The 25,400-nt window shown below is 43.8% G+C and carries 24 protein-coding genes and 1 riboswitch; of the genes, 8 read left to right on the top strand and 16 right to left on the bottom strand.

What is annotated here, in order from left to right; translation table 11 throughout:
* Window positions 1-118 precede the first annotated feature (118 nt).
* A riboswitch (purine riboswitch) is annotated at window positions 119-220 on the bottom strand.
* Between the two features lie 369 nt (window positions 221-589).
* Genes OKX00_RS05700 through OKX00_RS05690 form a run of 3 tightly spaced genes read left to right on the top strand, consistent with a single transcriptional unit; the run spans window position 590 to window position 3,184 of the window.
* Window positions 590-1,609 (top strand): ABC transporter ATP-binding protein, encoded by a 1,020-nt coding sequence (locus OKX00_RS05700; protein ID WP_265409759.1) that lies wholly within the window; start codon window positions 590-592, stop codon window positions 1,607-1,609.
* Entirely contained in the window at window positions 1,593-2,381 is a 789-nt protein-coding gene (locus OKX00_RS05695; protein ID WP_265409758.1) for an ABC transporter permease, read from the top strand. The genes OKX00_RS05700 and OKX00_RS05695 overlap by 17 nt, the downstream gene beginning before the upstream one ends.
* 11 nt (window positions 2,382-2,392) lie before the next feature.
* Window positions 2,393-3,184, top strand: a complete 792-nt coding sequence (locus OKX00_RS05690; protein WP_265409757.1) for an ABC transporter permease — start codon at window positions 2,393-2,395, stop codon at window positions 3,182-3,184.
* A 321-nt stretch (window positions 3,185-3,505) separates the two neighbouring features.
* Here OKX00_RS05690 and OKX00_RS05685 read toward each other — a convergent pair whose 3' ends face one another.
* From OKX00_RS05685 to OKX00_RS05670, 4 genes are all read right to left on the bottom strand, one after another.
* Window positions 3,506-4,099, bottom strand: a complete 594-nt coding sequence (locus OKX00_RS05685; protein ID WP_265409756.1) for a superoxide dismutase family protein — start codon at window positions 4,097-4,099, stop codon at window positions 3,506-3,508.
* 137 nt (window positions 4,100-4,236) lie between these two features.
* Window positions 4,237-4,932, bottom strand: a complete 696-nt coding sequence (locus OKX00_RS05680) for a Type 1 glutamine amidotransferase-like domain-containing protein (RefSeq protein ID WP_265410476.1) — start codon at window positions 4,930-4,932, stop codon at window positions 4,237-4,239.
* Window positions 4,933-5,224: 292 nt separating this feature from the next.
* Window positions 5,225-6,553, bottom strand: coding sequence for an ABC transporter permease (locus OKX00_RS05675; protein ID WP_265409755.1), 1,329 nt, complete (start codon window positions 6,551-6,553; stop codon window positions 5,225-5,227).
* On the bottom strand, window positions 6,537-7,241 hold the full coding sequence (locus OKX00_RS05670) for an ABC transporter ATP-binding protein (protein ID WP_265409754.1): 705 nt from the start codon (window positions 7,239-7,241) through the stop codon (window positions 6,537-6,539). The genes OKX00_RS05675 and OKX00_RS05670 overlap by 17 nt, the downstream gene beginning before the upstream one ends.
* Window positions 7,242-7,403: 162 nt before the next feature.
* On the opposite strand from OKX00_RS05670, the gene OKX00_RS05665 reads away from it, so the two are divergent.
* Entirely contained in the window at window positions 7,404-9,020 is a 1,617-nt protein-coding gene (locus OKX00_RS05665) for a M20/M25/M40 family metallo-hydrolase (RefSeq protein ID WP_265409753.1), read from the top strand.
* Between the two features lie 107 nt (window positions 9,021-9,127).
* Window positions 9,128-9,964: a dimethylarginine dimethylaminohydrolase family protein gene (locus OKX00_RS05660; RefSeq protein WP_265409752.1), complete on the top strand. Its 837-nt coding sequence runs from the start codon at window positions 9,128-9,130 to the stop codon at window positions 9,962-9,964.
* A 23-nt stretch (window positions 9,965-9,987) separates the two neighbouring features.
* Here OKX00_RS05660 and OKX00_RS05655 read toward each other — a convergent pair whose 3' ends face one another.
* Window positions 9,988-11,046, bottom strand: a complete 1,059-nt coding sequence (locus OKX00_RS05655; RefSeq protein ID WP_265409751.1) for a M42 family metallopeptidase — start codon at window positions 11,044-11,046, stop codon at window positions 9,988-9,990.
* 267 nt (window positions 11,047-11,313) lie between these two features.
* Here OKX00_RS05655 and OKX00_RS05650 point away from each other — a divergent pair, with 267 nt between their 5' ends.
* A complete protein-coding gene (locus tag OKX00_RS05650; protein ID WP_265409750.1) occupies window positions 11,314-12,645 on the top strand; it encodes a murein hydrolase activator EnvC family protein in 1,332 nt (443 codons plus the stop codon).
* A gap of 89 nt (window positions 12,646-12,734) precedes the next feature.
* On the opposite strand, the gene OKX00_RS05645 is transcribed toward OKX00_RS05650, so the two are convergent.
* Both OKX00_RS05645 and OKX00_RS05640 read right to left on the bottom strand, forming a co-directional pair.
* Entirely contained in the window at window positions 12,735-13,505 is a 771-nt protein-coding gene (locus OKX00_RS05645) for a hypothetical protein (RefSeq protein WP_082683375.1), read from the bottom strand.
* Between the two features lie 106 nt (window positions 13,506-13,611).
* Window positions 13,612-14,628 (bottom strand): ABC transporter permease, encoded by a 1,017-nt coding sequence (locus OKX00_RS05640; RefSeq protein ID WP_265409749.1) that lies wholly within the window; start codon window positions 14,626-14,628, stop codon window positions 13,612-13,614.
* Between the two features lie 193 nt (window positions 14,629-14,821).
* Here OKX00_RS05640 and OKX00_RS05635 point away from each other — a divergent pair, with 193 nt between their 5' ends.
* Window positions 14,822-15,667: a hypothetical protein gene (locus tag OKX00_RS05635; protein ID WP_231689216.1), complete on the top strand. Its 846-nt coding sequence runs from the start codon at window positions 14,822-14,824 to the stop codon at window positions 15,665-15,667.
* 494 nt (window positions 15,668-16,161) lie between these two features.
* Here OKX00_RS05635 and OKX00_RS05630 read toward each other — a convergent pair whose 3' ends face one another.
* The 7 genes from OKX00_RS05630 to OKX00_RS05600 form a co-directional block, all read right to left on the bottom strand.
* Window positions 16,162-16,641 (bottom strand): nuclease-related domain-containing protein, encoded by a 480-nt coding sequence (locus OKX00_RS05630; protein ID WP_265409748.1) that lies wholly within the window; start codon window positions 16,639-16,641, stop codon window positions 16,162-16,164.
* Window positions 16,642-16,879: 238 nt separating this feature from the next.
* The gene (locus OKX00_RS05625) at window positions 16,880-18,247 is read right to left on the bottom strand and encodes a sigma-54 interaction domain-containing protein (protein WP_265409747.1); all 1,368 of its coding nucleotides are present in this window, start codon (window positions 18,245-18,247) and stop codon (window positions 16,880-16,882) included.
* 61 nt (window positions 18,248-18,308) lie between these two features.
* Window positions 18,309-19,937, bottom strand: a complete 1,629-nt coding sequence (locus tag OKX00_RS05620; RefSeq protein ID WP_265410475.1) for a long-chain fatty acid--CoA ligase — start codon at window positions 19,935-19,937, stop codon at window positions 18,309-18,311.
* 248 nt (window positions 19,938-20,185) lie between these two features.
* Complete coding sequence (locus tag OKX00_RS05615; RefSeq protein ID WP_062233003.1) at window positions 20,186-20,431, bottom strand: hypothetical protein; 246 nt, start codon at window positions 20,429-20,431, stop codon at window positions 20,186-20,188.
* Window positions 20,432-20,561: 130 nt separating this feature from the next.
* Entirely contained in the window at window positions 20,562-21,317 is a 756-nt protein-coding gene (locus tag OKX00_RS05610; protein WP_265409746.1) for a DUF4931 domain-containing protein, read from the bottom strand.
* A gap of 83 nt (window positions 21,318-21,400) precedes the next feature.
* Entirely contained in the window at window positions 21,401-23,428 is a 2,028-nt protein-coding gene (locus OKX00_RS05605) for a penicillin-binding transpeptidase domain-containing protein (protein ID WP_265409745.1), read from the bottom strand.
* A 93-nt stretch (window positions 23,429-23,521) separates the two neighbouring features.
* Window positions 23,522-24,061, bottom strand: coding sequence for a GNAT family N-acetyltransferase (locus OKX00_RS05600; protein ID WP_265409744.1), 540 nt, complete (start codon window positions 24,059-24,061; stop codon window positions 23,522-23,524).
* 146 nt (window positions 24,062-24,207) lie between these two features.
* Here OKX00_RS05600 and OKX00_RS05595 point away from each other — a divergent pair, with 146 nt between their 5' ends.
* On the top strand, window positions 24,208-24,351 hold the full coding sequence (locus OKX00_RS05595; protein WP_265409743.1) for a hypothetical protein: 144 nt from the start codon (window positions 24,208-24,210) through the stop codon (window positions 24,349-24,351).
* A gap of 248 nt (window positions 24,352-24,599) precedes the next feature.
* Here the strand turns inward: OKX00_RS05595 and OKX00_RS05590 are convergent, their stop codons facing one another.
* Together OKX00_RS05590 and OKX00_RS05585 are read right to left on the bottom strand one after the other, a co-directional pair.
* On the bottom strand, window positions 24,600-24,725 hold the full coding sequence (locus OKX00_RS05590; RefSeq protein ID WP_255357535.1) for a hypothetical protein: 126 nt from the start codon (window positions 24,723-24,725) through the stop codon (window positions 24,600-24,602).
* A gap of 51 nt (window positions 24,726-24,776) precedes the next feature.
* Window positions 24,777-25,388 (bottom strand): flavin reductase family protein, encoded by a 612-nt coding sequence (locus OKX00_RS05585; RefSeq protein WP_265409742.1) that lies wholly within the window; start codon window positions 25,386-25,388, stop codon window positions 24,777-24,779.
* Between the last annotated feature and the right edge of the window lie 12 nt (window positions 25,389-25,400).

The following is a 25,400-nucleotide window of genomic DNA, read 5'->3' as shown; positions in this document are numbered from 1 at the left end:
AAAAAGACCCGGAAAAGCGCCTCCCTACGTGAGTGAAGCGTTTCTCCGAGCCATCATATGTACCCGAAAGGTAAAAAATCGAAAGGTCTTCACCTGCAGCACGTGCAAATAAAAACAGAACGATTTAAGCGACACCCGTAGTCGGATCATTTACGGCAATCCGGTAGAGACTTGCAGGCCATATCCCTGCTATTATACGAGTCTATGAAGTTAGACACATTATAAAATAATCTTCTTGAAAAAGGAAGTATTGTTCGGAAAAAAACTTAAAATACGAAACAATCTCTTTATAAAATGATGAAAAGTTCGAAGAATCCAAACAATCTAACTTGCTAACCTGGATGCATCCAACAAGAGTAAAAGAAATCGTTTACATTATTTTGAAATCCAGCTATACTTTTACATAGAAAACAAAGGAGGGTGAGCCTGATGAAAAGAATTTACCGTTTAACTGATCAATTTCATACTTCACCCGCTCGCCTTTATTTTTCATTCTAATCCACCATTGAAATCAGAGAATAGGATCCCGCAGGCAGAGGCCTGCGGTTTTTTGTTCTCTACTTTTATGAAGAAACGGGGGGAACAATCAATGATCCATGTAAACGACATTAAAAAACAATATGAAATCGTAAAGCGCGATCCCGGTCTAAAAGGAGCTTTCAAATCGCTTTTCCATAGAGCCTATGAAACAAAGGAAGCGGTAAAAGGCCTAAACTTCCATATCGCTCCTGGTGAGATGGTCGGTTATATCGGTGCGAACGGAGCCGGTAAATCAACAACAATAAAAATGCTGTCGGGAATTCTGACGCCAAGTGAAGGCGAAATCACGGTTAACGGCATCATCCCTTATGAGAACCGCCAGAAAAATGCCATGAATATCGGAGCAGTTTTCGGCCAGCGAACCCAGCTATTCTGGGACATTCCAGTGAGGGAGTCTTACGATCTGCTCAAGCATATCTATGATATTCCGGAGCGAAAATATCAGGAAACGATGCAGATGTTCATTGAAGTGCTGCAGCTTGAACCTCTTTTAGGTATTCCTGTCAGACAGCTTTCACTCGGACAAAAAATGCGTTGTGAACTGGCTGCTGCTTTTCTTCATCTTCCACCGGTCGTCTATCTTGATGAGCCAACCATAGGACTGGACGTTGCTGTAAAAACAAGAATCCGCCAGTTTATTAAAGAGATGAATAAAACGCATGGAACGACGGTGCTCTTAACGACCCACGATATGCAGGACATCGAGGAGATCTGTTCTCGGATTATCATTATTGATAACGGCCTTATCATCTATGACGGCGATCTGCAATCCATAAAAGACCAGTATGGGAATCAGCGCATCATTTCTTTTGATCTGGACTTTGAGCAAACGTTTGCCCTTCCTCCATCACTTACAGACAAAGTACAGCTGCTGCCTCAAGAAGAGGAAGACACAAAGATTCGGCTCTCCTTCAGCAACGATGTGATCAAAGGGGCAGACGTGATCGCTGCCATGATGAATGCCTATCCTGTCCGCGACTTAACGATCACAGATTCTAAAATTGAAACCATCGTGGAGGAAATTTACAAAAGCAGTCAACAGGAGGAAAGTCATGAAAAAGTACTATAAAATGGCCGCCGCAGCCATGCAGGTACAGACTTCGTATTCTGCCTGGTACTGGGCGAGCACTTTCTCGACGATCGTCCGGCTGCTGATCATGTATTTCTTCTGGAAAGCCGTATACGCGAACCAGCATTCCATCCAGGATATGAACCTTGAATCAATGTTGACATATATCGTCGTCGCCATGTTTTTGCAGATGTTTGTTTCAGGCGTAGGCAAAGAGCTGGTGAGTACGATTAAAGACGGAAACGTGGCTATCGAGCTCATGCGCCCTTATGATCTGATTCTGAAACTGATCGCTCTCGATTTTGGAGGTAAATTCATGTTCTTGATCCGGGAGGCACTTCCTCTTGCTGTTTTGTCCATTTTCTTTCTGGATATTTCGCTTCCTGGATCGCTGGGCAGTGCCGTTCTCTTCTTATTCAGCGCCTTTTGTGGCATCTGGATCGGAACGTTTTTAGACTTGCTTATTGCTATTCTTGCTTTTTGGACCGTAAATGTCTGGGGACTTGAAGTATTGAAGGAATCCGTCATCTCCTTTTTTTCCGGCGCTCTCGTTCCTATTATTCTATTTCCCGGCTGGTTTCAGGATATCAGCCAGTTTCTTCCCTTTCAGGCGATGGTATATGTTCCTGTGTCTATCTATACCGGCATCATCAGCGAAACAAAGGTGTATACAATGATCGGAATCCAGTTATTTTGGATGCTTGCCATGTATTTCTCGCTGCGCATCCTCTGGTCGCTCGCATTGCGGAAGGTTACTATTTTTGGAGGATAGGAGGAAATCAAATGAAAAGATATGCGAAGCTCTACAGCCTCTTTTTTAAACAGCAGCTTAAAGTCATGATGGAATATCGAGCTGATTTCCTGCTTGGAATTCTGTCCGTCATGCTTCAGCAGTTCGCTTCTATCTTTTTTGTGAAAGTGGTCTTTGATCATATCCAGCAGCTAAACGGCTGGACGTTTCACGAAATCCTTTTTATTTACGGAATTGCCGCAACCGGAAGATCTATTCACCACATCTTCTTTGATAATTTATGGACACTAGGCTGGCAATATATAAGGCCAGGAAAGTTCGACCGTCTGCTGATCCGCCCTATTAATCCGCTGTTCCACTTTATTGCGGACCGTGTACAGCAGGATGGCTTCGGCCAGCTTGCCATCGGCGTCATCGTGCTTGGTACAGCGATTCCCCATCTTGACATTAGCTGGGGGATCCTGGACTTCCTCCTTTTAGCAGTGATGATCATTTCTTCCGGATTTATTTTTGTTGCTGTCAATCTGTTTTTTGCCACCCTTTCTTTTTGGATGGTCGACAGCCTGCCCATCGTTTGGGCTGTTTTTAACTTAAGCGAATTTGCCCGGTACCCGCTGACCATCTATCATAAAGGAATCGCTTTATTATTAACGTGGATTATTCCATACGGATTTACTGCCTATTACCCGGCAGCTTATTTTATTGAAGGAAAAGGCTACGCAAGCTTTGCTCTCTGGACACCAGTAGTGGCGATCATCACCTGTATGCTCGCCTATCTGTTCTGGAACCGCGGCCTGAAGGCATTTACAAGTACAGGAAGTTAACAAGAAAAAGGAAGATTCTTTTTGGGAATCTTCCTTTTTCTTGCATTGGAATTGGCTAATCGATAATATTTTTGGCAGTTTCAGTAATATATCTTTATTTTCGATAATAAATAGAGTCGATAATAAGTGGTGCCTAATCAATAATAAACGGATATTGCTTCTTCCAGGCTACAAAAAATCCCACTGAAACACTCTCTTTTAGGGAAGATTACGATAAAAAACACTAAAATCAGCCCATTGGAAGCAAAAGCAAGCTGATTTCTCTCATTTCCCACTAAAAAACCGGCCCAATTCTATCACATCGAGCCGGCTTCCAACCTGTTATTTCCTGATAACCCCGCACAGGACGCGATCTCCCGAATTTCCGGTAGGATCAGTCTTGTAGTCATCCGCCTTTGCATGAACGACAAGGGCAGTGCCACCCTCTTTCAGGAGGGAATTGCTCTTGCCTTCCTGAAGGGTAACGAGGGAAGACATTAGGTCACCTGTCGCTTTACCGGATGAATCTGCTTTTATATTCTTCAGATCACCCACATGCGGGCCTTTCGGATTTTTGAAACCATGCATTTTGCTTGTTGGATTAAAATGCTTTCCTGCTGATTCAAACTTCGGCGCTTCACAAACTCCTTTTTCATGAAAGTGGATTCCGTGTTCACCTGGGGTAAGACCTGTCGCCTCCACATTTACTTTTACCCCTTCAGCTGCCTGCTCAAGTGTTGCCTTTCCGGCTTTCTTGCCTTTCGCATCCAGTAACTCCACCGTAACAGGCTTTGCCTTTGTCATGCTGGATGCTCCTTCTGATTTTTTTCCACTGTCCATATTGTGAGTTTTATGATTTCCCTGGCCTGTTCCGCCGCACGCAGCGAGCAGCATACATATCATAAAGACGCATAAAGCGATGGTCCATTTCTTCATAAAAAAAATCCTCCTTTATAGTAAACACATTTATGTGTTTACCTAGTCATCTCATTTATGTATGACCCAGTCTCACATTTATGTGATGACCTAGTGTCACATTTATGTGATGACCTTGAAAGAGGATTTTTAAACCTTTAAAAACCTAAATAATCCGTTGGAAGGACTTCTTCGTTAATTTTGCCGATGACTTTCGAAACCTTGTATCCTTTGGCATGGGGCCTTGAACTTACTGCTTTCGTAAGCTCTCCATTCATAAAATGAAGTGCTGCTCCGTCGTCAGCTGCATACCCTTCCGATAAACCATGCAGAATGAGGTCATGATACGAAGACCGTCTGTCCTTTTCCCCGTCGTAATGAGGGCAGTTGCTTCCTTTCAGAATCCCGAGACAAGATATCTGGGTCAGCTGGCCTGGGATGGAATCGGTGACCCCTTCTTCAAACCAGCAAAGCGACCCGGCACTGATGCCGGCAAGGACAATGCCCTTTTCATAGGCTTCTCTCAAAATATGATCCAGCCCCCACTCCCTCCATAAAACCATAAGATTTCTAGTGTTGCCCCCTCCAACGTACATCACGTCCTGTTCAAGAACAAAACCTCTAAGATCGGCAGATGGCGGCTTGAACAGTGAGAGATGAGATGGAACACACTCATGCTTTTTAAAGGCTTGATAGAAACGCTCTATATAGCCTTCAGCATCACCGCTCGCTGTCGGCAAAAAGCAAATCTTCGGGTTTTTTTCCAGAGATTGCCGCAGGATATACTGATCCAACAAAGGGTTTTCGGGTTCCATGGAAAACCCGCCCCCGCCCAATGCTATGATCTGCTTCAACATCAACGCCTCCTTATGTTTTTAAATCCTCTATCGTTAATTTTTTTTGATTCACCAAATAGGCTAAAGAAGATCATCCTGAATAAACGGATGTTGCCTTGATTTTTCATTAATTAAGTCCATTTCAATATGGTTTGTCAGCCATGTTCCAATGTCTTTTAATTTTGAGGTCATTGATTCGTCTCCCTCTCAAGACATAATTCTTCTGCCTTCATCATATCAAGAAAAGGAAGTTATAGAGTTTACTATGTAAGAAAACAACCACCTCTATTAGAAAGGCGGTTTATTAGAATTAAATATCCCTACGCAGCGCCTTCAGAACGTCCACCTGGGTCGCTCTTACCGCTGGCCGCAAACCGGATATCAGGGTTACGCCAAAACAGATAGCGATGCAGATCAGCGGAAGCGTTACGGGAATATAGGAAAAATAAAAGTTCTCAGGCGGTTTTTCATGAAAAAATTGCTGGATCAGAACAGGAAGAAACATATTGACACCATAACTAAAAAGATAGGCAATCAACGTTCCAAAAAAAGCACCCAGTAATCCGATAAAGCTGCTCTCCATCAAGAAAATCTTTTTGATGACTCCCGGATGGGCTCCGATGGCTTTCATGATGCCAATGTCTTGGGCCCTTTCAGTGACTGCCATTGTCATCGTGTTGAAGATGCCAATCGAGGCAATCAATACGGCTACCGTTCCAACTGTAATCAATCCGATCTTTATAATCAGGAAAACGACGTTAATTTCCTTTAATTCGTTTTGTGCGGAATAGGTACTGTAGCCCAGCTTCTCAATCTTTTTAGATACGGCTCCTACTTCACCGGCATCATGGGTGTAGACTTTAACATCTGTAAATACATTGTATTTCTCATCAGCCGCTGAGTTTTGCGGATCGTTCATTATTCCTCTCGGCGTTTTAGTGAAGGCCTCTATCTCTTTTAATACCCCTTCAGAAATAAAAACCGACTCATTCAGAAACCATTTCTTTGAAGGTTTTTTGCCCACAGCTGCAATGGTAACCGGTATTTTTTTCTTGACCACCTTTTTCCCTCTCAGCTGTTGAATTTCAAGCTGAAGAGTTTCCCCGAGTATCTCACCTTTAAACTGGCTATCCTTCATCTTTTGTTGAGCTTCTTTTTCACTTAGACCTTTCCTCACTTTTTCCGGAATCTCTTTCATCAGTGACTTGGCAAAGTCATAGCCGACAATCACTTCATTTTTATGTACCGGCATCTTACCGCTGTTTAGCTCAAATCCTGCTTTTTTTTCTGCGGGCATATAAGCGACCATCGTTTCGGCTTGTGACCTGTAGCTTCCCAAATGGTAGGCCAAGTTGTTTTCTACCCTCTGTTTTCTCGTTACCGTTTTCGTGTTCTTCAGTTTATCTAATTGATTCACTTCCTTAATCGTAAAGGGCTTTTCCCCATGCAACTCAATCTCTGTCATCAGCCTGCCATTCGTGATATCCTTGATGGCCGTTCTATGAATCCCAAAACCTATGGAAGCCAAAACAATCAAGAATGCACAGCCGATTGTGGCAGCAAGCACTGTCATAAATACCCTTGTTCTATTCTTTTTCATATTCGCCCGGACAAACCGGTATCTATCTTTGAACTTCATAAAAGCTTCTCCCCTCATTCAAATGGCCATCCACAATCTCTATCTTTCGGTGCGCGATCTGAGCTACTTCTTCATCATGAGTAATGATTAAAAACGTAATCCCATCGTCTTGGTTCAGTTTTTGGATAAATGAAAGCAGCTCCTTTTCATTGTCACTGTCCAAACTCCCTGTAGGTTCATCCGCAAGTATAAGGGGTGGATTGACGATCAATGCCCTGGCTATGCTCACCCTTTGCTGCTGACCACCCGAGAGTTCACCTGGATAATGCCCTCCATATTCACTCAAACCGACCCGCGCTAAAATCTCTTCTGTCTGTTTCATACGAAGTTTTTCGTCCACCCCTTTCAGAACGAGCGGCAGCTGAACATTTTCAAAGGCAGTCATGCTTGGGATTAATTGAAAGCTTTGAAAAATAAAGCCAAGATGATTCAACCGGAAATCTGACCAATCCCCCTCCTTAAAAGAAGTAACATCTGTTCCATCGATCTGGATTTTTCCTGAAACAGGTTTAATATAACCGCTGATTAAATTCAGCAGCGTGGATTTTCCAGATCCGCTTTTGCCGACAATCGCCACAATCTCACCTTTACGCACCTGTAGAGTAATGTTGTGCAGAACTGGAACAATTCTTTCCTTTGCTTTTTGTCCGATTCGAAACTCATGAGACAGCTGTTGAACGTTAATCATTTCCTTTTCTCCTCCATGTGTAATACTCTATCTAGCACGCATGTTACTAACATTTTTTTCCAATGTCAATCCTTCCCTTGAAACCTTCAAACTTTCTTAAGATTTTAAAAGTTTATGGTAGGATAATAGAATCAAGAAAATGAAGGGAAATGAGGAGATCGTATGTTTAGATGGCAAAACAAAGAAGGATTGTCAGCCCTTGTAAAAGAGCTTGTGGAAATTCCTAGTATATCTCAGCAGCCGGCAGAGATTGCGATGGCCGAACATCTCTATTACACGCTGGGGTCTCTCGATTATTTCAAAGGAAAACCTGATCATTTGCAGCTTCAGCCTATGCCTGATGGCCGAAAACTATTAACCGCTTTTGTACAGAACGGCTCACACGAGGATACCATCATCCTTCTTAGCCATTTCGATGTCGTCAATGTGGAAGATTTCGGTGATTGGAAGCATTTAGCTTTTCGGCCTTCTGAATTAACAGAACAGTTTTACCAAGCTGATACACTGCCTGATGGTTTAAAAGAAGAAATAGAGGAAGAAGATTGGCTGTTCGGACGGGGAACCATGGATATGAAAGCCGGTGTTGCCCTCCATATGTCTATGGTCGAGCAAGCAGCACACGGTAAATTCCCAGGAAACATCCTCATGGTATCTGTACCCGATGAAGAAGTTAATTCTGCGGGAATGCTTGCTGCTGTACCGGTATTAGAGCAGCTGAAGAAACAGTACAGCATTACGTACAAAGCCTGTTTGAACGGGGAACCTGCCTTTACCCGTTATCCCGGTGACCAGAACCACTATCTGTATACAGGGACGGTAGGCAAAATATTGCCCGGATTTCTTTGTTATGGCCGCGAAACACATGTTGGCGAGCCTTTTGGCGGTTTAAATGGAAATCTCATGGCCTCAGAAATCACAAGAATGCTTGAGTTGAATATGGACTTTTGTGAAACGATGGACGATGAAGCGATTCCTCCTCCAACCAACCTCGTTCAAAAAGACTTAAAAGATCATTATTCTGTCCAGATTCCGCATGTTGCCGTGACCATGTTCAATCTGCTTATGATGGAAAGATCATTGGGGGATATCAACACGCAGCTTTTAACACTCGCCAAGAAAGCAGCAAAGCAGATAGAATCCTTTATATATGAGCGTTCCCTGCAATATTCGAAACTTGTCCCTTTTGATGTAAAAGAAACCTCCATATCCGTTTTCACTTTTCAAGAACTGTATCAGCGTGCGGTCGAACTGCACGGACAGGAAGAAATCACAAGGCGTGAAAATTATATCCTGTCCAACCATCCTCATCTGGATGACCGCGATGTTACGACCATGCTGGTGAATGACCTGGCAAGCTTATGCAAGCAGTACGCGCCGATGATGGTTTTGTTTTATGCTCCGCCTTTTTATCCGGCTGTCTGTTCCAAGGATGATGCACTCATTCAGCAAACCTCCCGTGAAGTCATTCAGTTTGCAAAAGAAAAGCATCAGGTCACTCTAAGAAAACAGAATTATTTTGCCGGGCTTTCTGATCTAAGCTACATCGGCTTACCATATGAAAAGAACGAACTAAAACCATTACTTGAAAACATGCCGATATTCGGTGAGCGGTACAAGCTGCCGATCGATGAGATGGCAGCAATGACAATGCCGGTTATGAATCTCGGTCCGCTGGGACGTGATGCGCACAAATGGACAGAACGGCTTCATGTGAACTCATTCGTTCAAACACAGGACTTGATTTCCTATACCATTTCCAAGCTGTTGACAAATGAATAGTAAGGTTTAATGGCATGTTTTATCCCGTTCGTGGCAAGAATAGCAGATGGAGTCGTTATCAGCTTTAACCAGCCATGTAAAAGAATTTATGAAAACGAGGGAAAAATATGGCCTGCTATAGTGAGTATGAAGCATTAAAAGACGTAATTCTTTGTCAGCCTAAATTCATGAAAATCCGGGAAGTCATCAACGAAACTCAAAAATATTACGCAGATGAAAACATAGACACTGAATTAGCCATGCAGCAGCATAAGCAGTTTTCCAAAGCATTGGAGGACAGAGGGATTAAAGTCCACCAGCTTCCTCCTCTTGAAAAATATCCGGAGCAGGTGTTTACCCGCGATATCGGATTCACGATCGGCCACACCCTCTACATTTCAGAGATGGGACGGGAGATCAGACAGGGAGAAGAAAAAGTATTAAAAGAATGGATGAATAAAGAACATATCACCATTAAAGACTTAAAAAACGACAGCATTGAAGGCGGTGATGTCCTGCTGGACCGCAAGACGGTCTTTGTAGGCGTCAGCCACAGAACGAGCAGGGCGGCGATAGAAAGCCTGATGCAGCATGAGCCTGATTACAATGTTATTCCGGTGCCCTTCAACAAAAAATACTTGCATCTGGATTGTGTATTCAACATTCTTTCACCTGAGGAAGCGATCATTTATCCGCCCGCTTTTCATGAAGAAGAACTCAAACTACTAACTTCAAGATATAAAACGATCGAGATTAATAAAGAAGAGCAGTTCACGCTTGGCACAAATATTCTCTCGATTGGCAATAATACGGTTCTTGGTCTGCCCGTCAACAAGGAGATTAACGCAAAATTAAGAGAAAACGGTTATGAAGTGATCGAGGTCGATATATCTGAAATCATAAAATCCGGTGGTGCCTTTCGATGCTGCACTCTTCCACTGGACCGTAAAAAAACAGCCTTATAATCAGGCTGTTTTTTGTTGCTTTCTTATTCGGCGTGCAGACGTTCGAGCCAATCGTTATCCATTCTTGCCACACAGGCGGTGACCAGCTTAACCGTATTTTCAAAATCATCTCGGTGCAGGATGCTGTTGTGGCTGTGGATGTACCGGGTAGGAACGGTGATGGATAATGCGGGAACGCCCTTGCCATCAAATTGAGCTTCTCCTGCATCCGTTCCTCCATTTTCAAGAGTAGCCAGCTGATAAGGAATGCCTTCCTCCTCTGCCACTTGAATCACAAAGTCTCTTAATCCTTTATGCGGAATATGATAGTTGTCTTTTAAAATAATAGCAGGACCTTTTCCGGTTTTTACCAAACCCCTGTCTCCAGGTACATCATCAGCAACAGTTACATCCACCGCAAACATCACATCAGGTGAGATGGCTGCTGCAGAGGTTTTTGCTCCGCGGGAACCAACCTCCTCCTGAATGGTTCCTACGCCATAAACGGTATTGCTGTGTTCCTGATTATGCAAGGCTTTCATGACTTCAATAGCTGCAGCACATCCAATCCGGTTGTCCCAAGCTTTCGCTGCTAAATATTTAGAGTTTTCCAAAACAGAAAATTCAGTGTCAGGAACAACAGAGTCTCCAGGCCTTACCCCAAACACTTCCGCTTGCTGTCTGCTCTCCGCTCCAATGTCCACAAACATATCCTTTATTTCTACCGTTTTCTTTAAGTTGCGGACATCCGGAAACTTAAAGCCGAGGATCCCCGTTAACTCTTTCTTTCTCGTAATGACCTTTACCCGGTGAGCCATCATATTTTGCATCCACCAGAAGCCAAGGGCCTCCACTCGAAGAAAACCTTCCTCTGTAATATTGGTGACCATAAATCCGACCTCATCCAAATGGCCTGCGATCATAATACGCGGCCCATCCGATTTCCCCTTCTTCTCTGCGATCAGGCTTCCAAGATGATCATGGGCCATACGGTCAGCATAGGGAGATATGTAGTTTTCCATCACTTTTCTGGCAGCTCTCTCATCCCCGGGAACACCGGGTGCATCTGTTAAATCTTTCAGCATCGTCAGCAGTTGATCCATTGCTGATTCACTCCTCTTTTATTTCTATCATTCATCAGCTTTTTTAATAGTAAGACTTTTTTATTAAATATACCACACAGTCTATTTTATTCCCATAAAAATTCCTTTTAAAGTAAAAAAATAACTTAATGTCACTTCGACTCGTATTTTGTAACATTTTGAAATACAACTGTAATATTATTTCACGAAAATAACTGTTTTTAAGTGATATAATTATTTTTGTGATTTATAGATTGGTAACATTTGCATATTGAGGGGGACTTATAGTTGGGAAGTAAGATTTTAACAGCGGCTTTATCATTAACCATTGGACTATCCGGATTTACATATACAACAGCATCCGCTGAAACATTAAAAGACATTCAACAAAAGCAAGCTGAAAACCACATTGAAAAATCAAAGAAAAACAAACAAGTCAAAGAGGTTCAGGGTGAACAGGACCAGCTTCTTAAAGAGCTGGACAAGCTTGAAGCTTCTTTGAAAAAAACAACTGGCGATATTCAGACAAAGAAAAATGAAATCGCTGAAACAAAAGCAAACGTTTCGCAGCTTAAAAATGAAATTGCTGTCCTGGAAAAACGAATCGAAGAACGCGACGCCCTATTAAAAAACCGTGTCCGTAACATGTATGAAAATGGCGGTGCCGTAAAATACCTTGACGTTCTTCTCGGTTCCCAAGGATTCGGTGATTTTCTTGACCGCATGATCAGCCTGAATATCATTGCCGAACAAGATAAAACAATTCTTGAAGAACATAAACGCGACAAAGAAGACGTCGAAAAAAAGAAGCAGCAGGTTGACTCTCAGCTTGCCTCTTTAAACAGCAAACTATCAGATTTGAATTCTCTTAACAGCCAATTAAAAGACAATAAAGCCAAGAAAAACAAAATCATGAAGAGCCTCAGAAGTGAAGAACAGCATCTTCATGATGACATTGGCAAGCTGGTAGAAAAAGACGCACTTCTTGCCGATCAAGAGAAAGCAATTAAAGCAGAGATTGCCCGAGCAAAAAAAGAAGCAGCTGAACGCGCCCGCCGTGAAGCAGCAGAAAAAGCCGCCGCTGCAAAACGTGCAGCACAGCAAAAAGAAGCAGCTGAACGTGCAGCAAGGGAAAAAGCGAAGCAGCCTTCCCGCCATTCTTCACCGGCGCCAGCACCTGCTCCTGCTCCAGCACCTGAGCCTTCTTATGAAGCACCGAGTGCGGCAAGATCTTTCATCTTCCCGTCAGCGGGCTATGTAACTTCTCAGCTCGGTTCAAGATGGAACAAGTTCCATGCCGGGATTGATATTGCCAAGGCTGGCTATGTTCCGATTCATGCTTCTGCATCCGGAACAGTAGCACGCTCATATACGTCTTCTACGTATGGTAACGTGGTATTCCTGTCACATTACATCGATGGACAGCTTTATACAACGGTTTACGCACATATGAGAGACCGTGCAGTGAGCACAGGACAAACCGTATCCCAAGGCCAAACTCTTGGACATATGGGCAGTACTGGACATTCTACTGGCCAGCATCTTCACTTTGAGCTTCACAAAGGCCCGTGGAACGTAAACAAAACCAATGCGGTTAACCCGCTTCCTTATATTCAATAAACGATAAAAAAGAACTGGCTGAAAAAATTCTGCCAGTTCTTTTTTATGTATGGAAAAGCCCGCCCGGTTTTTGCTGCCGGGCGGACTTTTTACACGAGTAAACGGCGCAGGGGATGACCTGTATATTCTGCCATCCTTCTGAAGTTCGGCCGGATGATCTGTCTTGTGAGAAAAGCAGATGTCGTCGCTCCGGGCCTTCTTCTCTCATTGAGTACGTTAATAAACTCACCTAGCATCCCTGCTCCTATACCGTGGCCAAAAAACAGCCCATTTCCTAAATCAACGAGATTCTCACCCTGCCACTGCGGTGTTGCCGGATGAAACTCAGGATTTTGGATATAGCGGATATCTCCCGGCAGCGAATCTCCCTGATGGACTGCTGTTAGCTGAAGATCCTCATCATGCTCTGTGCTCCATAACAAAAGACCTCTGAACAGCTGGTTAAACGTCGATGGCCCGATCGTTTCCAACATCGCCTTATAGAGTATAATCATCATGGCAGTCGTACACTCGAATCCGTATTTTCGCCCCTGGACGAAGATATCGGTAATGGCATCCGCCGGCGTGACATCCGGTCTGATGAGAAAACCGCCATACGCTGTTAAAATCCAGAAATTCCGGTTAGCTTTCGCTGTTGTGAACGTCGCAAACCTTGCTCCACTGTCTTTTAGTGCATAAGCCGATGATACTATGTTGGCGCGATAGGTAATCTCAAACTGGAGCTGGCGGGGATTATCATAAAAAAAGGACTCTCTGCTGTTCAGCAGTTTGAGGGCAGTTCCCCGCTGGGCCTCTGAAAATTGTCCTGCCCCCGGTATTTCTTCTATTGAATTCAATTGCGTTCCTTTTACATAGATCAACTTTAGCCCCCCTGTTCACACAGGATAATATACAAGATATGGGGACACATGGAGAAAGGTGATTACTTGGCCCAGTGCGATAAGCCCGAAAAACAAAAAAGAGGCGCTATGCCCCTTCTTGATTAATAAATTTAAAGTTTGTAGATCCGGTCACGATTTTGTCCTCTTTCTCTTCCTCTCTGTCTGCTTTTTCCCTCTGCCTTCCTGATTCAAAGTGCGTCTTTAATCCTTCCGTCACGAGATTAAAGGAATAAATCGCAATTCCGAACATGATAACAGGGCCAAGTGCGATCAGTGGATGAGCGAATATGTTCTGATAATACTCACCGATCAGATCTGACCATTCATTGGATATGGATTGCGGAGGGATATCACAGAACGGCGCATAACAGACATCCGTTCCGCCGAAAAACAGCTGAAAGTAACCTAAATGCGCAAAAATAATCAGTGCTGAAACGCATTGCTGTGTAACGACAATGAATAATTTTGGCAGCAGGTGAGGTACAACATGCTTCATGAAGATTCTCAGCTTTCCTGCTCCAAGCACCCGTGAACTTTGGATAAATTCTTCTTTCAGCTGAGCGGTTATCATATTGCCGATCATCACACTGACCAGAGGCACGACGAGTAGCGTAAGAATGCTGACCTCAAGGAAAATTCTCATAAAAAAACTATAGGTGAAGTATTCTTTGTCTCCAGAAAGCTGCTCCGTCAGCACAGGCTGCAGCAAAAAAATAGCAAGGATGGTCAAAGGGACGTAATAAAAGGAGCTTAACAGTTTCTCCAGACCTTTTCTTGCCCAGAGCGGAAAATAAAAAGCATACGCAATGGCGATAAAAAAGGCGATCACCACGCGCAGCAAGGCGATTAATATGGCAAAGGGAATCGTGTATTTGGCACCCTGCACTACTTTTGCGAACATGTCATAACCCTGCCTGTCCGTTCCAAAAGGCATTTCAAGGGATGCTGGCAGCGGTGCAGCTTTAACTGCTTCGCCTTTTTCGTTGTACAATACAACTACTTTTTTAATATTGCTGTCAAAGACAGACTGATGGACAAGGCTTGAACCGACAAGGGCAGCCAGTACAAAACAGCCGATCCAAAACTTTACGCTTCTTATCATGCCCCAACCGCCTGCCGTATACGGATCGAAAACAAGAATTCAAGGAATGCGAAGAAAACAAAACAATTTTCACATAAATAAGCAGTTATTTCGTCGGTCATCCCTTAAATTAAATTTTATTCGCTTAGATCTCGTTTATTTTTAACATTTCTTGACATATTAAAGAAGATGATAATTTCAAGGAGAGAATAGTATGTTAAGAAAAAAATACAGCATAGCCTTGCTTGCTTTTATGATTTTTATGATGATATTGCCCATCCATTCGGGAGCAGCCGGTGAGTTTCCTTTCACTGTTTATCCGGTACCCGAAAAAGGAAAAATTGTCCGATGGTCAAAAGTAGACAAGCTCCTTCCAAAAGGAAAAAAATTCAAGGTCATTGACCTGGAGACCGGTTTTTACTTTTCTGTCCAACGCCGGGCAGGAAACAAACATGCGGACGTCCAGCCCTTAACCTACAAGGATACAGCCGTCTTAAAGCATCTTTATAACGGAAAATGGAGCTGGCGAAGAAGAGCGATTTTGATTCCCGTAAAAGGTAAAATGCTTGCTGCCTCCATGCATGGGATGCCCCATGGACACGGTGCCCTGCAAAATGGATTCCCCGGGCATTTCTGCATTCACTTTGCCGGCAGCACCACCCACAAGACGCGGAACGCTGACCCCTCTCATAAAATGATGATCTTAAAAGCAGGCGGCAAGCTTGATGATTATGCCCATCATGCGAACCCCCATCAAGTGGCAGAAATGTACCTACTGTCGCTAAAAGAAAACGATCCAGATTTGATGAAGCCTGTCTTGCCTGAGAAAGGTAAAGTGCGAAAAGAACTGCTGAAGTCAGCGCGCAGCATATCAGCCATCCATTACGATATTCGCGGGAAGGAATCACGCAAGCATCTGGCCGTCAAGACCATTATTCCCGTTAAAACTGTGATCTTTCGGAAGAATGTGGGGGCAGAAAAAGTACACTTGTATATCACTGTGGCACGTTTATCTCCATGGTCTTCCTGGAAAATTAGTGAGGTTGAGTGGGGGGAATAGGGGTTATTCAGATGGATGTAAAAAATAAATTTTATCTTTAAAGGATCTTGACACTGGAAGATTCATGGAACATAACATCTTGTGTGCTATTGAAGAGTAAGAGATCTGGAGGAATTTTCTAAATTGGCAGTTATTAATGGTACTGCCCAGGAGTAATTCATAGTCAACCAATGCCATAAGGTGAGCATCTTTTGATGTTTTCAGGCATTTCGGGCATATCCACTTTGCCTGCATTCTCTTCATCGGTAAATAACCACAGTCGGGGCAGTGGACCCCTGTTAACAGTTCCTCAGTTTTAATATCAAACCGCTGTAGTAAATCAATGCTTAAAGGCGTGTGCTTTTTTCTCATTTGTCGTAGCATCTTTTTTATCAATTTGTCTGTTAGGATCGGACTATGATATAACCTTTCAAAATCATTTGCTTTTTTGGACAATTTACCACTGTGAATGACCATCTCAAGGTGTTCTGCTTGATTATCTCTAGAATTTTTAATTAAGGTGTAGGGACTGCTGATGATAACGAGGCTTTCGATGGGGATTTGGTGAAAGTGATGTTGATGTAGCCAAGCGCTGAACTGCTGTTCATGTCTCTGTATTGCAGGATAGGATCAGGGAACGCCTCCTCTTTTTCGTCGGTGATTCGAATTAATTGATTAAACGTTTGGTCAAAAACAAGAGTTCCAGAGATGTTTTTTATCTCTAATAACAAAATGAATTTCGATGAGACAATAAGAGTGTCAATTTGAAAATAACGAACTCCGTCTGACAGCCTAACATCATGAAGAATGCAGTATTCCTTCTCCGACAGAAAACCTAATACGTAATCAATAGACTCTTCTCCTCTATAACCGGCCATATATTTAGCAAAACTCGCCTCAATATCTTTTCTCTGAGGATGATGCTGCGGAAGCCGTCTAAGTAAAGCGTTTAATTTTCGAATAATAAGCGGCATTTTCCGTTCTTTAATGATCAAAAATGTCACTTCCTTTATAAAAATTATAAACGGCGGGGGATTTAGCGGGCTAAATCTTCCTCGGCAGAAATTGAAATTCAGATTACCCGCCAAAATTGGTGATTTACCCGCTGAAATGCTCCCTTTACCTGCCAAAATCATAAAATACCCGCCAAAACAAGACTTTTACCCGCCAATATCAGATTATGTCAACTAGATCACAACCCCACAGTAACCCAAGAGCTACTCAAAACCTTCTCTACTCCACCCCATATTTCTTCAGCTTGTCATACAAACTGGTTTTCCCGATTCTGAGGCTTTTCGCGGCCTTGAGTTTGTCGCCATGATGCTCCCGTAATGCCGCTTGCAGCACTCTTTTTTCAGTATCCTCGAGTATTTCCTTCAGGCTTTTCGCTCCCAGTGCCATGACCGTATCTTCTTTTAAATAATCGGGAAGTGCGTCCTGTGTGATCCACTCTCCCTGGCACATGTGAACAGCTGCTTCCATTACGTTTTCAAGTTCTCGGGCATTTCCCGGCCAGTTATGCTTGGCGAAACGGCAGGTGACGTCCTCATGCATCCCGAGAATTCTTCTGCCTGTCCGCTTATTGATTTTTTGGAGAAAATGCTGTGACAGCTGCTCGATGTCTTCCGGCCGCTCGCGCAGCGAAGGAATATTGATCTGGATGACGTTGATCCGGTAAAACAGATCTTCACGAAACCGCTGCTCTTCTACCATCTTCTCTAAGGGCTTATTTGTCGCAGCGAGAACACGGACATCGACTTTTACCGGTTTGACACTGCCAACTGATTCTACTTCTTTTTCCTGAAGAACACGAAGCAGCTTGACCTGCATGTGCATCGGCATATCCCCGATCTCATCCAGTAAAAGCGTTCCCCCGTCTGCCAGCTGGAACTTCCCCAGCTTTCCTCCTTTTTTTGCTCCGGTAAAAGCTCCTTCCTCGTACCCAAACAATTCGGATTCGAGCAGCTGCTCAGGGATGGCCCCGCAGTTGACTTTGATGAACGGCTTATTGCTCCTCTCGCTGAGCTGGTGGATGCTGTGGGCGAAAAGTTCCTTTCCGGTCCCGCTCTCCCCGCGTATGAGCACGGCAACCTCGCTGGTCGCGACCTTTTTGATTCGGTCTTTCATAACCATGATCTGAGTGGATTTCCCCACAATATCATGCAGAGAATACTTGGCTCCGGTATTCTCCTCCTGCACATTTCGATAATATTCCAGCTCCGTTAAGAGATTTTTAATGTGGGAATTCATCGTACGCCATTCTTCGGTATCACGATAGGTGACCGTTCCAACTGCCCCCACAGACTCTCCGTTCCGGAAGATCGGAATGCGGTCTGCGATCATGTAATTTCCCTCGATATACTGAAGATCGGCTATCTCTTCTTTTCCGGATTTGGCAACGATATGCATCCGTGTATTTTCTATTACATCGGTGACATGCTTCCCGATCGATTCAGTTTGATTTACTTTTATAAAATCACAATAAGCTTTATTGATATACGTGATGACTCCATTCGCATCCACGACAACGACACAATGGAACGCATTATCAAGGATCGTCACGAGGAGTTCATCCTTAAATTGGTTTTCTGTAATTAACAATCTTGCCACCTCAGTATTTATGAAAGAAGCCGCGCTCTTTGAAGCAAGGCTGCTCTCCCCTTTACTTTTCCAATGTTTGAGCCCCGGCATAATGGTCTTTCACCTGGTCCCTCAACGCTCTTTTTAGAAATTTGCCGACAGACGTTTTTGGTATTTCTTCGATAAACAGCACATCGTCAGGGATCCACCATTTTGCAAATTGTGGTTTTAGGTATTCTTTGATGTCTTCCTTTGTCACTTTGCCTTTTGCTCCGTCCTTTAATACGACACAGGCAACCGGTCTTTCCTGCCATTGCGGATCAGGTATAGCAACCACAGCGGCTTCGTATATATCATCATGAGCGATGAGAGCGTTTTCAAGATCAACAGAAGAGATCCATTCACCACCGCTCTTTATTAGATCTTTCGTACGGTCCACGATTTTTACTGTTCCTTCCTCATCGACTGTCACTACGTCACCTGTATGAAGCCATCCGTCTTCAAACGCCGTACTGTTTTCATCACCGTAATATTCATCGGCGATCCAGTTGCCCCTTAAAAGCAGCTCGCCCATCTCGCTTCCATCCCATTTCACGTCACCGGCTGCACCTTTTACCTTCATTTCCACACCGGGAACGAGGTAGCCCTGCTTGGCCCGAATGTTCAGCTTTTCTTCATAATCCAAGTCTTCCTGATAGCTTTTAATCCTTGAAAAAATAACAAGCGGGCTCGTTTCTGTCATGCCGTATGCATGAGCAAACGGGATGTTGTGCCTCGTCTCAAAGGCTTTGATCATTCCTTTAGGAGCCGCTGAACCACCGCATAAAATATAACGCAGGCTTCCTGTATCATAGTTTCCTTCCTCCAGCTCTTTCAATAGGCCAAGCCAGATGGTAGGAACTCCAGCAGTGATCGTAACTTTCTCCCGTTCGATCAGTTCCGCGAGCAGCTTCGGTGTAAACTGCGGCCCAGGAAGCACCTGTGTCGTTCCGAACCAAACGGCGGCAAACGGAAGGCCCCAGGCATTCACATGAAACATCGGAACAACAGGCATGCAGATATCCGACTCAGATACACTGCCTCCATCTGCCAGTCCGAGCGCCATGCTGTGGAGCACGATTCCGCGGTGCGTATAGACGACACCCTTTGGATTACCAGTCGTAGCTGACGTATAACACATGCCCGCAGGTTCATTTTCATCGATACCCGGATTAAAGATGAAAGAAGGATCTCCTTCTTCCAGGATTTTTTCATAATGATACAGCGGTTCAAGCGTTGAATCCGGCAGTTCAGGTTCATCGGTCATCAAGACAAATGCCTTAACCCCTGTGATCTCATCTTTTAATTTTTCAATCAGCGGCAGGATGTCCTGATCAATAAGAAGAACCTTATCATCAGCATGATTGATGATATACGCGATATGAGCGGGAGACAAGCGAATATTGATCGTATGAAGAACGGCCTCTGCACCGGGTATAGCAAAGTAAGCTTCCAAATGGCGGTGATGGTTCCAGGCAAGCGTCCCTACCTTATCTCCCTTTTGAACGCCAATCTTTTTGAGCGCACTGCTCAGTCTTCTTGTCCGGTTGGCGATCTCACGGTACGTAAACTTTCTGATGCCGGATGCGGTCCGGCTGATTACTGTCTTTTTTGGAAAAAATGCTTCTGCATGCTCCATCATGGCTGTTACTCTTAATGGCACGTTCATCATCATCAAATTCCTCCCTTAGATAAATAAAGATTTTATCCTGTTGAATCTGCTGCTTCAGTCCTCTTTTGTACCTAGTTTACTACTTCCCCATTCATGCAAAAATCCCTTGTTTCTTTTGGGGAAATGGTTGAGATAGGATTATTTTCCTATTAGAAAGGCGCAAGCGCCCTGTTAAAGTCCGACAAGCGCTGGAGCTGGACATTAAAATAAAAAACCAAAAAGCATAAAGTTGCCCTTTGGTTTTTTCTTTATTTTTTCAAATACGGCATCGGCTTTGGAATGGGTATAGGCTTGACAGGAACAGGTTTAGGTTTCATCCATCTCGCTTTGGATTTTTTGTCAGGAAGCGGCAGCAAGCCGTTTTTCTGCATGGGTCCCCATTGCAAACTTTCCTTTGGTCTCATGGGTTTCGTTTCGGCCCGGCTCTCAAGAACCGGGTGAACAGCTCCGCCACCCAGCAGAATGGACATCATGATGGACAAAAAAACTTTCAAATGGAATCCTCCTCTCTTTACTTTTAGGTTGTTCTATTGACTTAGTCGTATGCTTGCAAGAAATGTTTCATTTAACGGCCTAACAAAAAAAGCGCTTGAAGAAACGAAGCGCTTGAATTTCTTTTTTAAACTATAGATACATTTGTTTGATCTTTTCAGCAACAGCGTCTATATTGCTAGCCACCTGCGGAAAGGAATACCCGACATACAACGGGGAGGCGGCGAATCGCGGAACGACTTTGGCAATTATTTTTTCTTCCCACTGGTAAAAGAAGAGATTATAGCTGTTGCAGGTTTTACTGAACCCGTTCAGCAAGAAATGGGTGGAGAGCTGAATGTAATCAGCGAGCTCTTTTACTTTGCTCCGGTCTTCAAGCAGAATGTTCAGTTCATAGAATCCCATTTTCGGCTTTGTTGAAATGTTGAATTCGATGCCAGGCTGTTTTTCAATGATGATTCCTTCAAACTGTGACGGATGGATATTCTGATGATAATCTGCTTCTTTAAATCCTATAATTTGCATATGCGGGTGGCGGAGTGTTCCGCCAGAATACGGTCCATGGTTCTTAAAGAAAATAACGGATTGGTATTCTCCGCTTTGTATGGTCTTTTCCCATACAGAAAGGCCAAATTCAAAGAGTTCATATAGATGTTCTTTTGAATACTGAGACAGCTCGGAGTAACACTCTTTTGTTTCAATCAGAACCGTCTGGAACGCGTTGGCTAGCACCGGATATTTATTCTTGAGCCAGATGATGTCTCCTTTTTCTTCGATAATGCCTGTCAGGCTTCCCCTTTCACAAAAAGGGCACTTTGTTTCTGTGTTCCGTATGCTCTCTGGTTTCTGTGTGCCAATGTTCATATTAAAAAGAAGATGTGTTTGCATGGAGATCACCCTTTATTCAGTGTTATGAAAGCAGGAAAACAATCCTATTTATCTTTCTACTCTCAGGCAGGAAAAACCTCTTCTTAACGAAGAGGCTTTTCTTTCATGTATTCTTTAAATGCATTTTTCACTTTCGGAACAACATAATGGCTGCCGCTTTTGTCCTGTACATTTTCAATCATCATGGAGACGAGAAGGCTTGGCTGTTCCTGGTTAAACGCAACGAAATAACCATTTTCCTGGCCTTTCTCGCCAATTTTGGACTTCAGCTCTGCCGTTCCTGTCTTCCCGGCAAGTACGATATTTTTAAGTGGCGGCTTGTATCCTGTTCCTCTCTTATCCCCAACAACTTTTACCAGATCACTTCTGATTCTTGTAGCCGTTTCCGGGGAAATGACGTTTTTCTTCCACACTTTAGCTTTCGGATTATCTGCTTTCACCAACTGCGGTGCGATTAAATTCCCGTTATTGATAAAAGGAGTATAGGAAAGCCCGAGGTGCAGGATGTTCATTTCCACTCTTCCCTGCCCATATCCGGTATCAGCAAGCATACCTTCTGAATCAATGTCTTCCTTCTTCAGTGAAGAATTTTCGAAATCCAGATCAAACGGCATGTCTTCATTAAAACCAAACTTTTCTGCGCCTTTCACCATGTCTTCTTTTCCGATGGCCAGCGCTGTTTGAGCAAAGTAAATGTTATCGGAATACATGAGGGCTTTCTCCAGATTAACAGATGGCACCGCAGAAACCCGGGTTACAAATTTCTTATCCCAGCCTTTCTTCTGCCACTTTTTCCCGGAGATGGCGACTTCCTTGTTTGGATTCAGCTTATTGGTCTCCAGACCGATGGATGCCGTAATCGGCTTAAACGTGGATCCAGGGGCATACGTGTAAGCAAAACGGTTTAACATCGGTTTCTTCGGATCTTTTTCAAGCTTCTGGTATTGTGAACCCGAGATCCCCAGTACAAAATCATTCGGATCGAAACCCGGGCTGTTCACAAGGGCAAGAACCTCTCCTGTTACAGGATTGATGGCCGAAGCTGTTCCGACATCCTTTTTCATCTGATTGTAGAGGTCGCTTTGCAGATACATATCAATGTTCAGTGTTACTGATTTTCCATCCACCGCTTCTTTCTTGGCAACCGTTCGTTTTTCGTTTTCACCAGAATCAACGATCCTGATCAATCCGCCGTTTTTCCCGCGGAGCTGCTTTTCATAAAATTTCTCAAGGCCTCTTCTTCCGATCACATCGGTAGATTCGTAGCCTTCAGATTTTAATTTTTCAAGCTCTTCTGCTTTAATCGGCTGCACAAATCCTGTTAGATGGGATGCCGCTTCTTTATACGGATACACTCTCGTCTCGATGGACTGAGTGCTCACTCCCTTGATTTTCGCGACCTTTTTAAGACGAGGGTCTTCCTCAGCAATGGTCTTAATCGGTACAAAGAATCCAGGCTGCACCCATGAAGCATTCAGAGCGTTATCGATGGTCTTCTTATCAATACCAAGCACTTTTGCTAGCTGAGCCTTGCTTGCGTCTTTGTTTGCTGGTAGATTTTGAGGGACAATCCCTACCTGGGAAGCCACTCCATTAACAGCGAGTCCATTTCCATTGCGGTCAAGGATTTCTCCCCGCTTCGCTTTGTTCGTTTGAACCCTCACTTTATCTCCCTTTGCCATGCCCGGGAAGATCTGTGAATAATCCCAATCAATGTACCAGTCTTTCTTGTTTTTCTTTTCCTGCTCTTTCATTTTTATTTTATTCTTGTACTGAACAGGGCCAGCGAGCGTATCCATTTTTACGTTGTATGTATATGTGATGTTTCCGTTCTTGTCCGGCTCAGGCTCTTCTTTCGGGATAAGAGGTTTGATCGAAACATCTTGTGCTTTAATCCCGCCATAAATCGCTGAGTATTTCTTCACAAACTCATCCTTTGTAATCTCTTTTTTGCTCTTGTCTGACAGCATACTGTACATCTTATCAAACTTCATAGACTGCCAGTTTTTCATGTAATCTTTTAATCTCGGCTCCGGTTTAGGACCGTCCGAACAGCCGGCGATCACCATGAGCATCAGCGCTATGAAAAATATACCTAACCTATGTTTCAATGATTTTCCCTCCTGGCTACTTCACTTTCTGTTTCTATTTTAATCCAATTAAAAAAATAACCGAAGCAATAACCCCTCACTTCAGCTTTCGTTTTATAAATCTTTTTTTGAACGCCAGTAATCTTCTGCTGTCATGCTAAAATACTGAAGCTCCATATTCCATAGGCTTATATCCTTTTCCCAGGCCATCCCAACTTTTTTCAGCACCTTTCCTGAACCTTGGTTTGCAGGCATTGCAAGCCCAATTAATCGGTTGAGATGCAGTCTTTCAAACACAGCTTTTACACAGGCTGCCGCTGCCTCGGCTGCAAATCCTTGGCCCCAGCTTTCCCTGCTGAAAGCATATAAAAGTTCGACTTCATCCAAATCTCTTACATAATTCAATCCGCAATGGCCGATCAGTTCCCCATCTTTCATCTGAACGGCAAACGTTCCAAATCCACGGTCCTCCCAGCCTTTAATAAAAAAAGCCATCATTCGCATCGCTTCTTCAGGTGAATAAGCCCCCCGTATGGGTAAATACCTTCCTACCTCATCCTGCCCAAGCACCCGAGCATAGTTTTCAGCATCTTTTTCTTCATCAAACATTCGCAGGATCAGCCGATCGGTGACGAGAGTCTGAACCGAGTCCATTCCATTTCCTCCCCGTGATTGCACTTTTCTATCATGCTACCATACACTCAAAGAAAAGTATGACTTTTTGGGATGAACAGGTTAATCCTTCTAATAAAACGGGAAAACACAAACTAATAAATTCCAAGTAAAGAGGTGTCCGTCTGATGAACAGTGGTAACTGGTATGTAGAGAGACGTGCAAATTATAAAACGTGGAAAGAACGGTTTGATAAGGAAATGACGATGCAGCAGTCACTGATCTATGGAGTGCCTACGGTTCTTATGATACTTTGTATTTTTCTCCAATAAGTTTGGTTAACAATGTTGGAGCCCTCTGAAGTGGATGGGATGGAAGAGCCTCATTCATTCGCCAGCTGCCTCCATCCTCACGGTAAATGAAAAAAACTTGAGGGTCTCTTTCAAGCATCAGTTTGAGATGAGTATCTGGATGGAATTCATGAATAAGCTTTTTCAATTAAAATAAAGGGGCTGTCCAGAAAGTCGAAAATTGACCTTCAGGCAGCCCCTTTTTGGCTTGAAAAATCTTCAATGAAAAGTTAATTGAAGTGGAAGATGCGAGACTCCTGCGGGACTAGCGTGACAGGTGAGACTCCCGCCGGTGCTTGCACCAAGAGGCTCACCGCACGCCCCGCGGAAAGCGAGCAGCCCGGAACGGAAATCAACAGCTTACAGACTTCTTGGACAGCCCTTTTTATTCAGTATTTCAAGATATCTTACTTTGGCCGTTCAAGCGTGAAAGTCTCCCCAAGTTTTGAGTAATTATTGCCCGCTAGCCTGCTGACAGGCTTTAATCCTGCAGCATCAATGCGGCCTTCTTCGTACAAATCTTCTCTGATATGATAGTGGACGATTTCCCCGATGAGCAGATCACATGCCGGATTTTCTTCACTTCCGCCAAGCGGAATAGACTGCTCCAGGACACACTCCAAGCGGATGCTTGCTTCTTTTAAGCCTGGAACAGCTACTTTAGTGCTCTTAATGGGGGTAAGTCCGGCCAGTTCGACCTCACTCTCATCCGGCGGAAGGTTTGCGGCTGTCTGATTGATGGCTTCTACATAGCTTTCATCCGAGATATGAACAACAAATTCACCAGCCTCCATTGCATTCCTTGCCGTATCTTTCGGCTGGCCGTCCGCTCTTTGAACGGAAACAGAAATGAGCGGAGGAGTTGAACTGACTATATTAAAATAACTGAAAGGCGCCGCATTCAAAATACCATCTTTTGTTGTGGTAGTAACAAAAGCGACCGGCCTCGGAATGATACTTCCTGTAAGAAACTTATAGTTTTCTTTAGCGGACAAACTTTTTGGATCGATCGATTTCATGCAGATTCCCCT

The organism is Fictibacillus sp. KU28468 (assembly GCF_026153615.1).
Lineage (GTDB): Bacteria > Bacillota > Bacilli > Bacillales > Fictibacillaceae > Fictibacillus_C > Fictibacillus_C marinisediminis.
The sequence above is the reverse complement of the archived record's forward strand: the minus strand, read 5'-3'. Positions and strand labels throughout refer to the sequence as shown.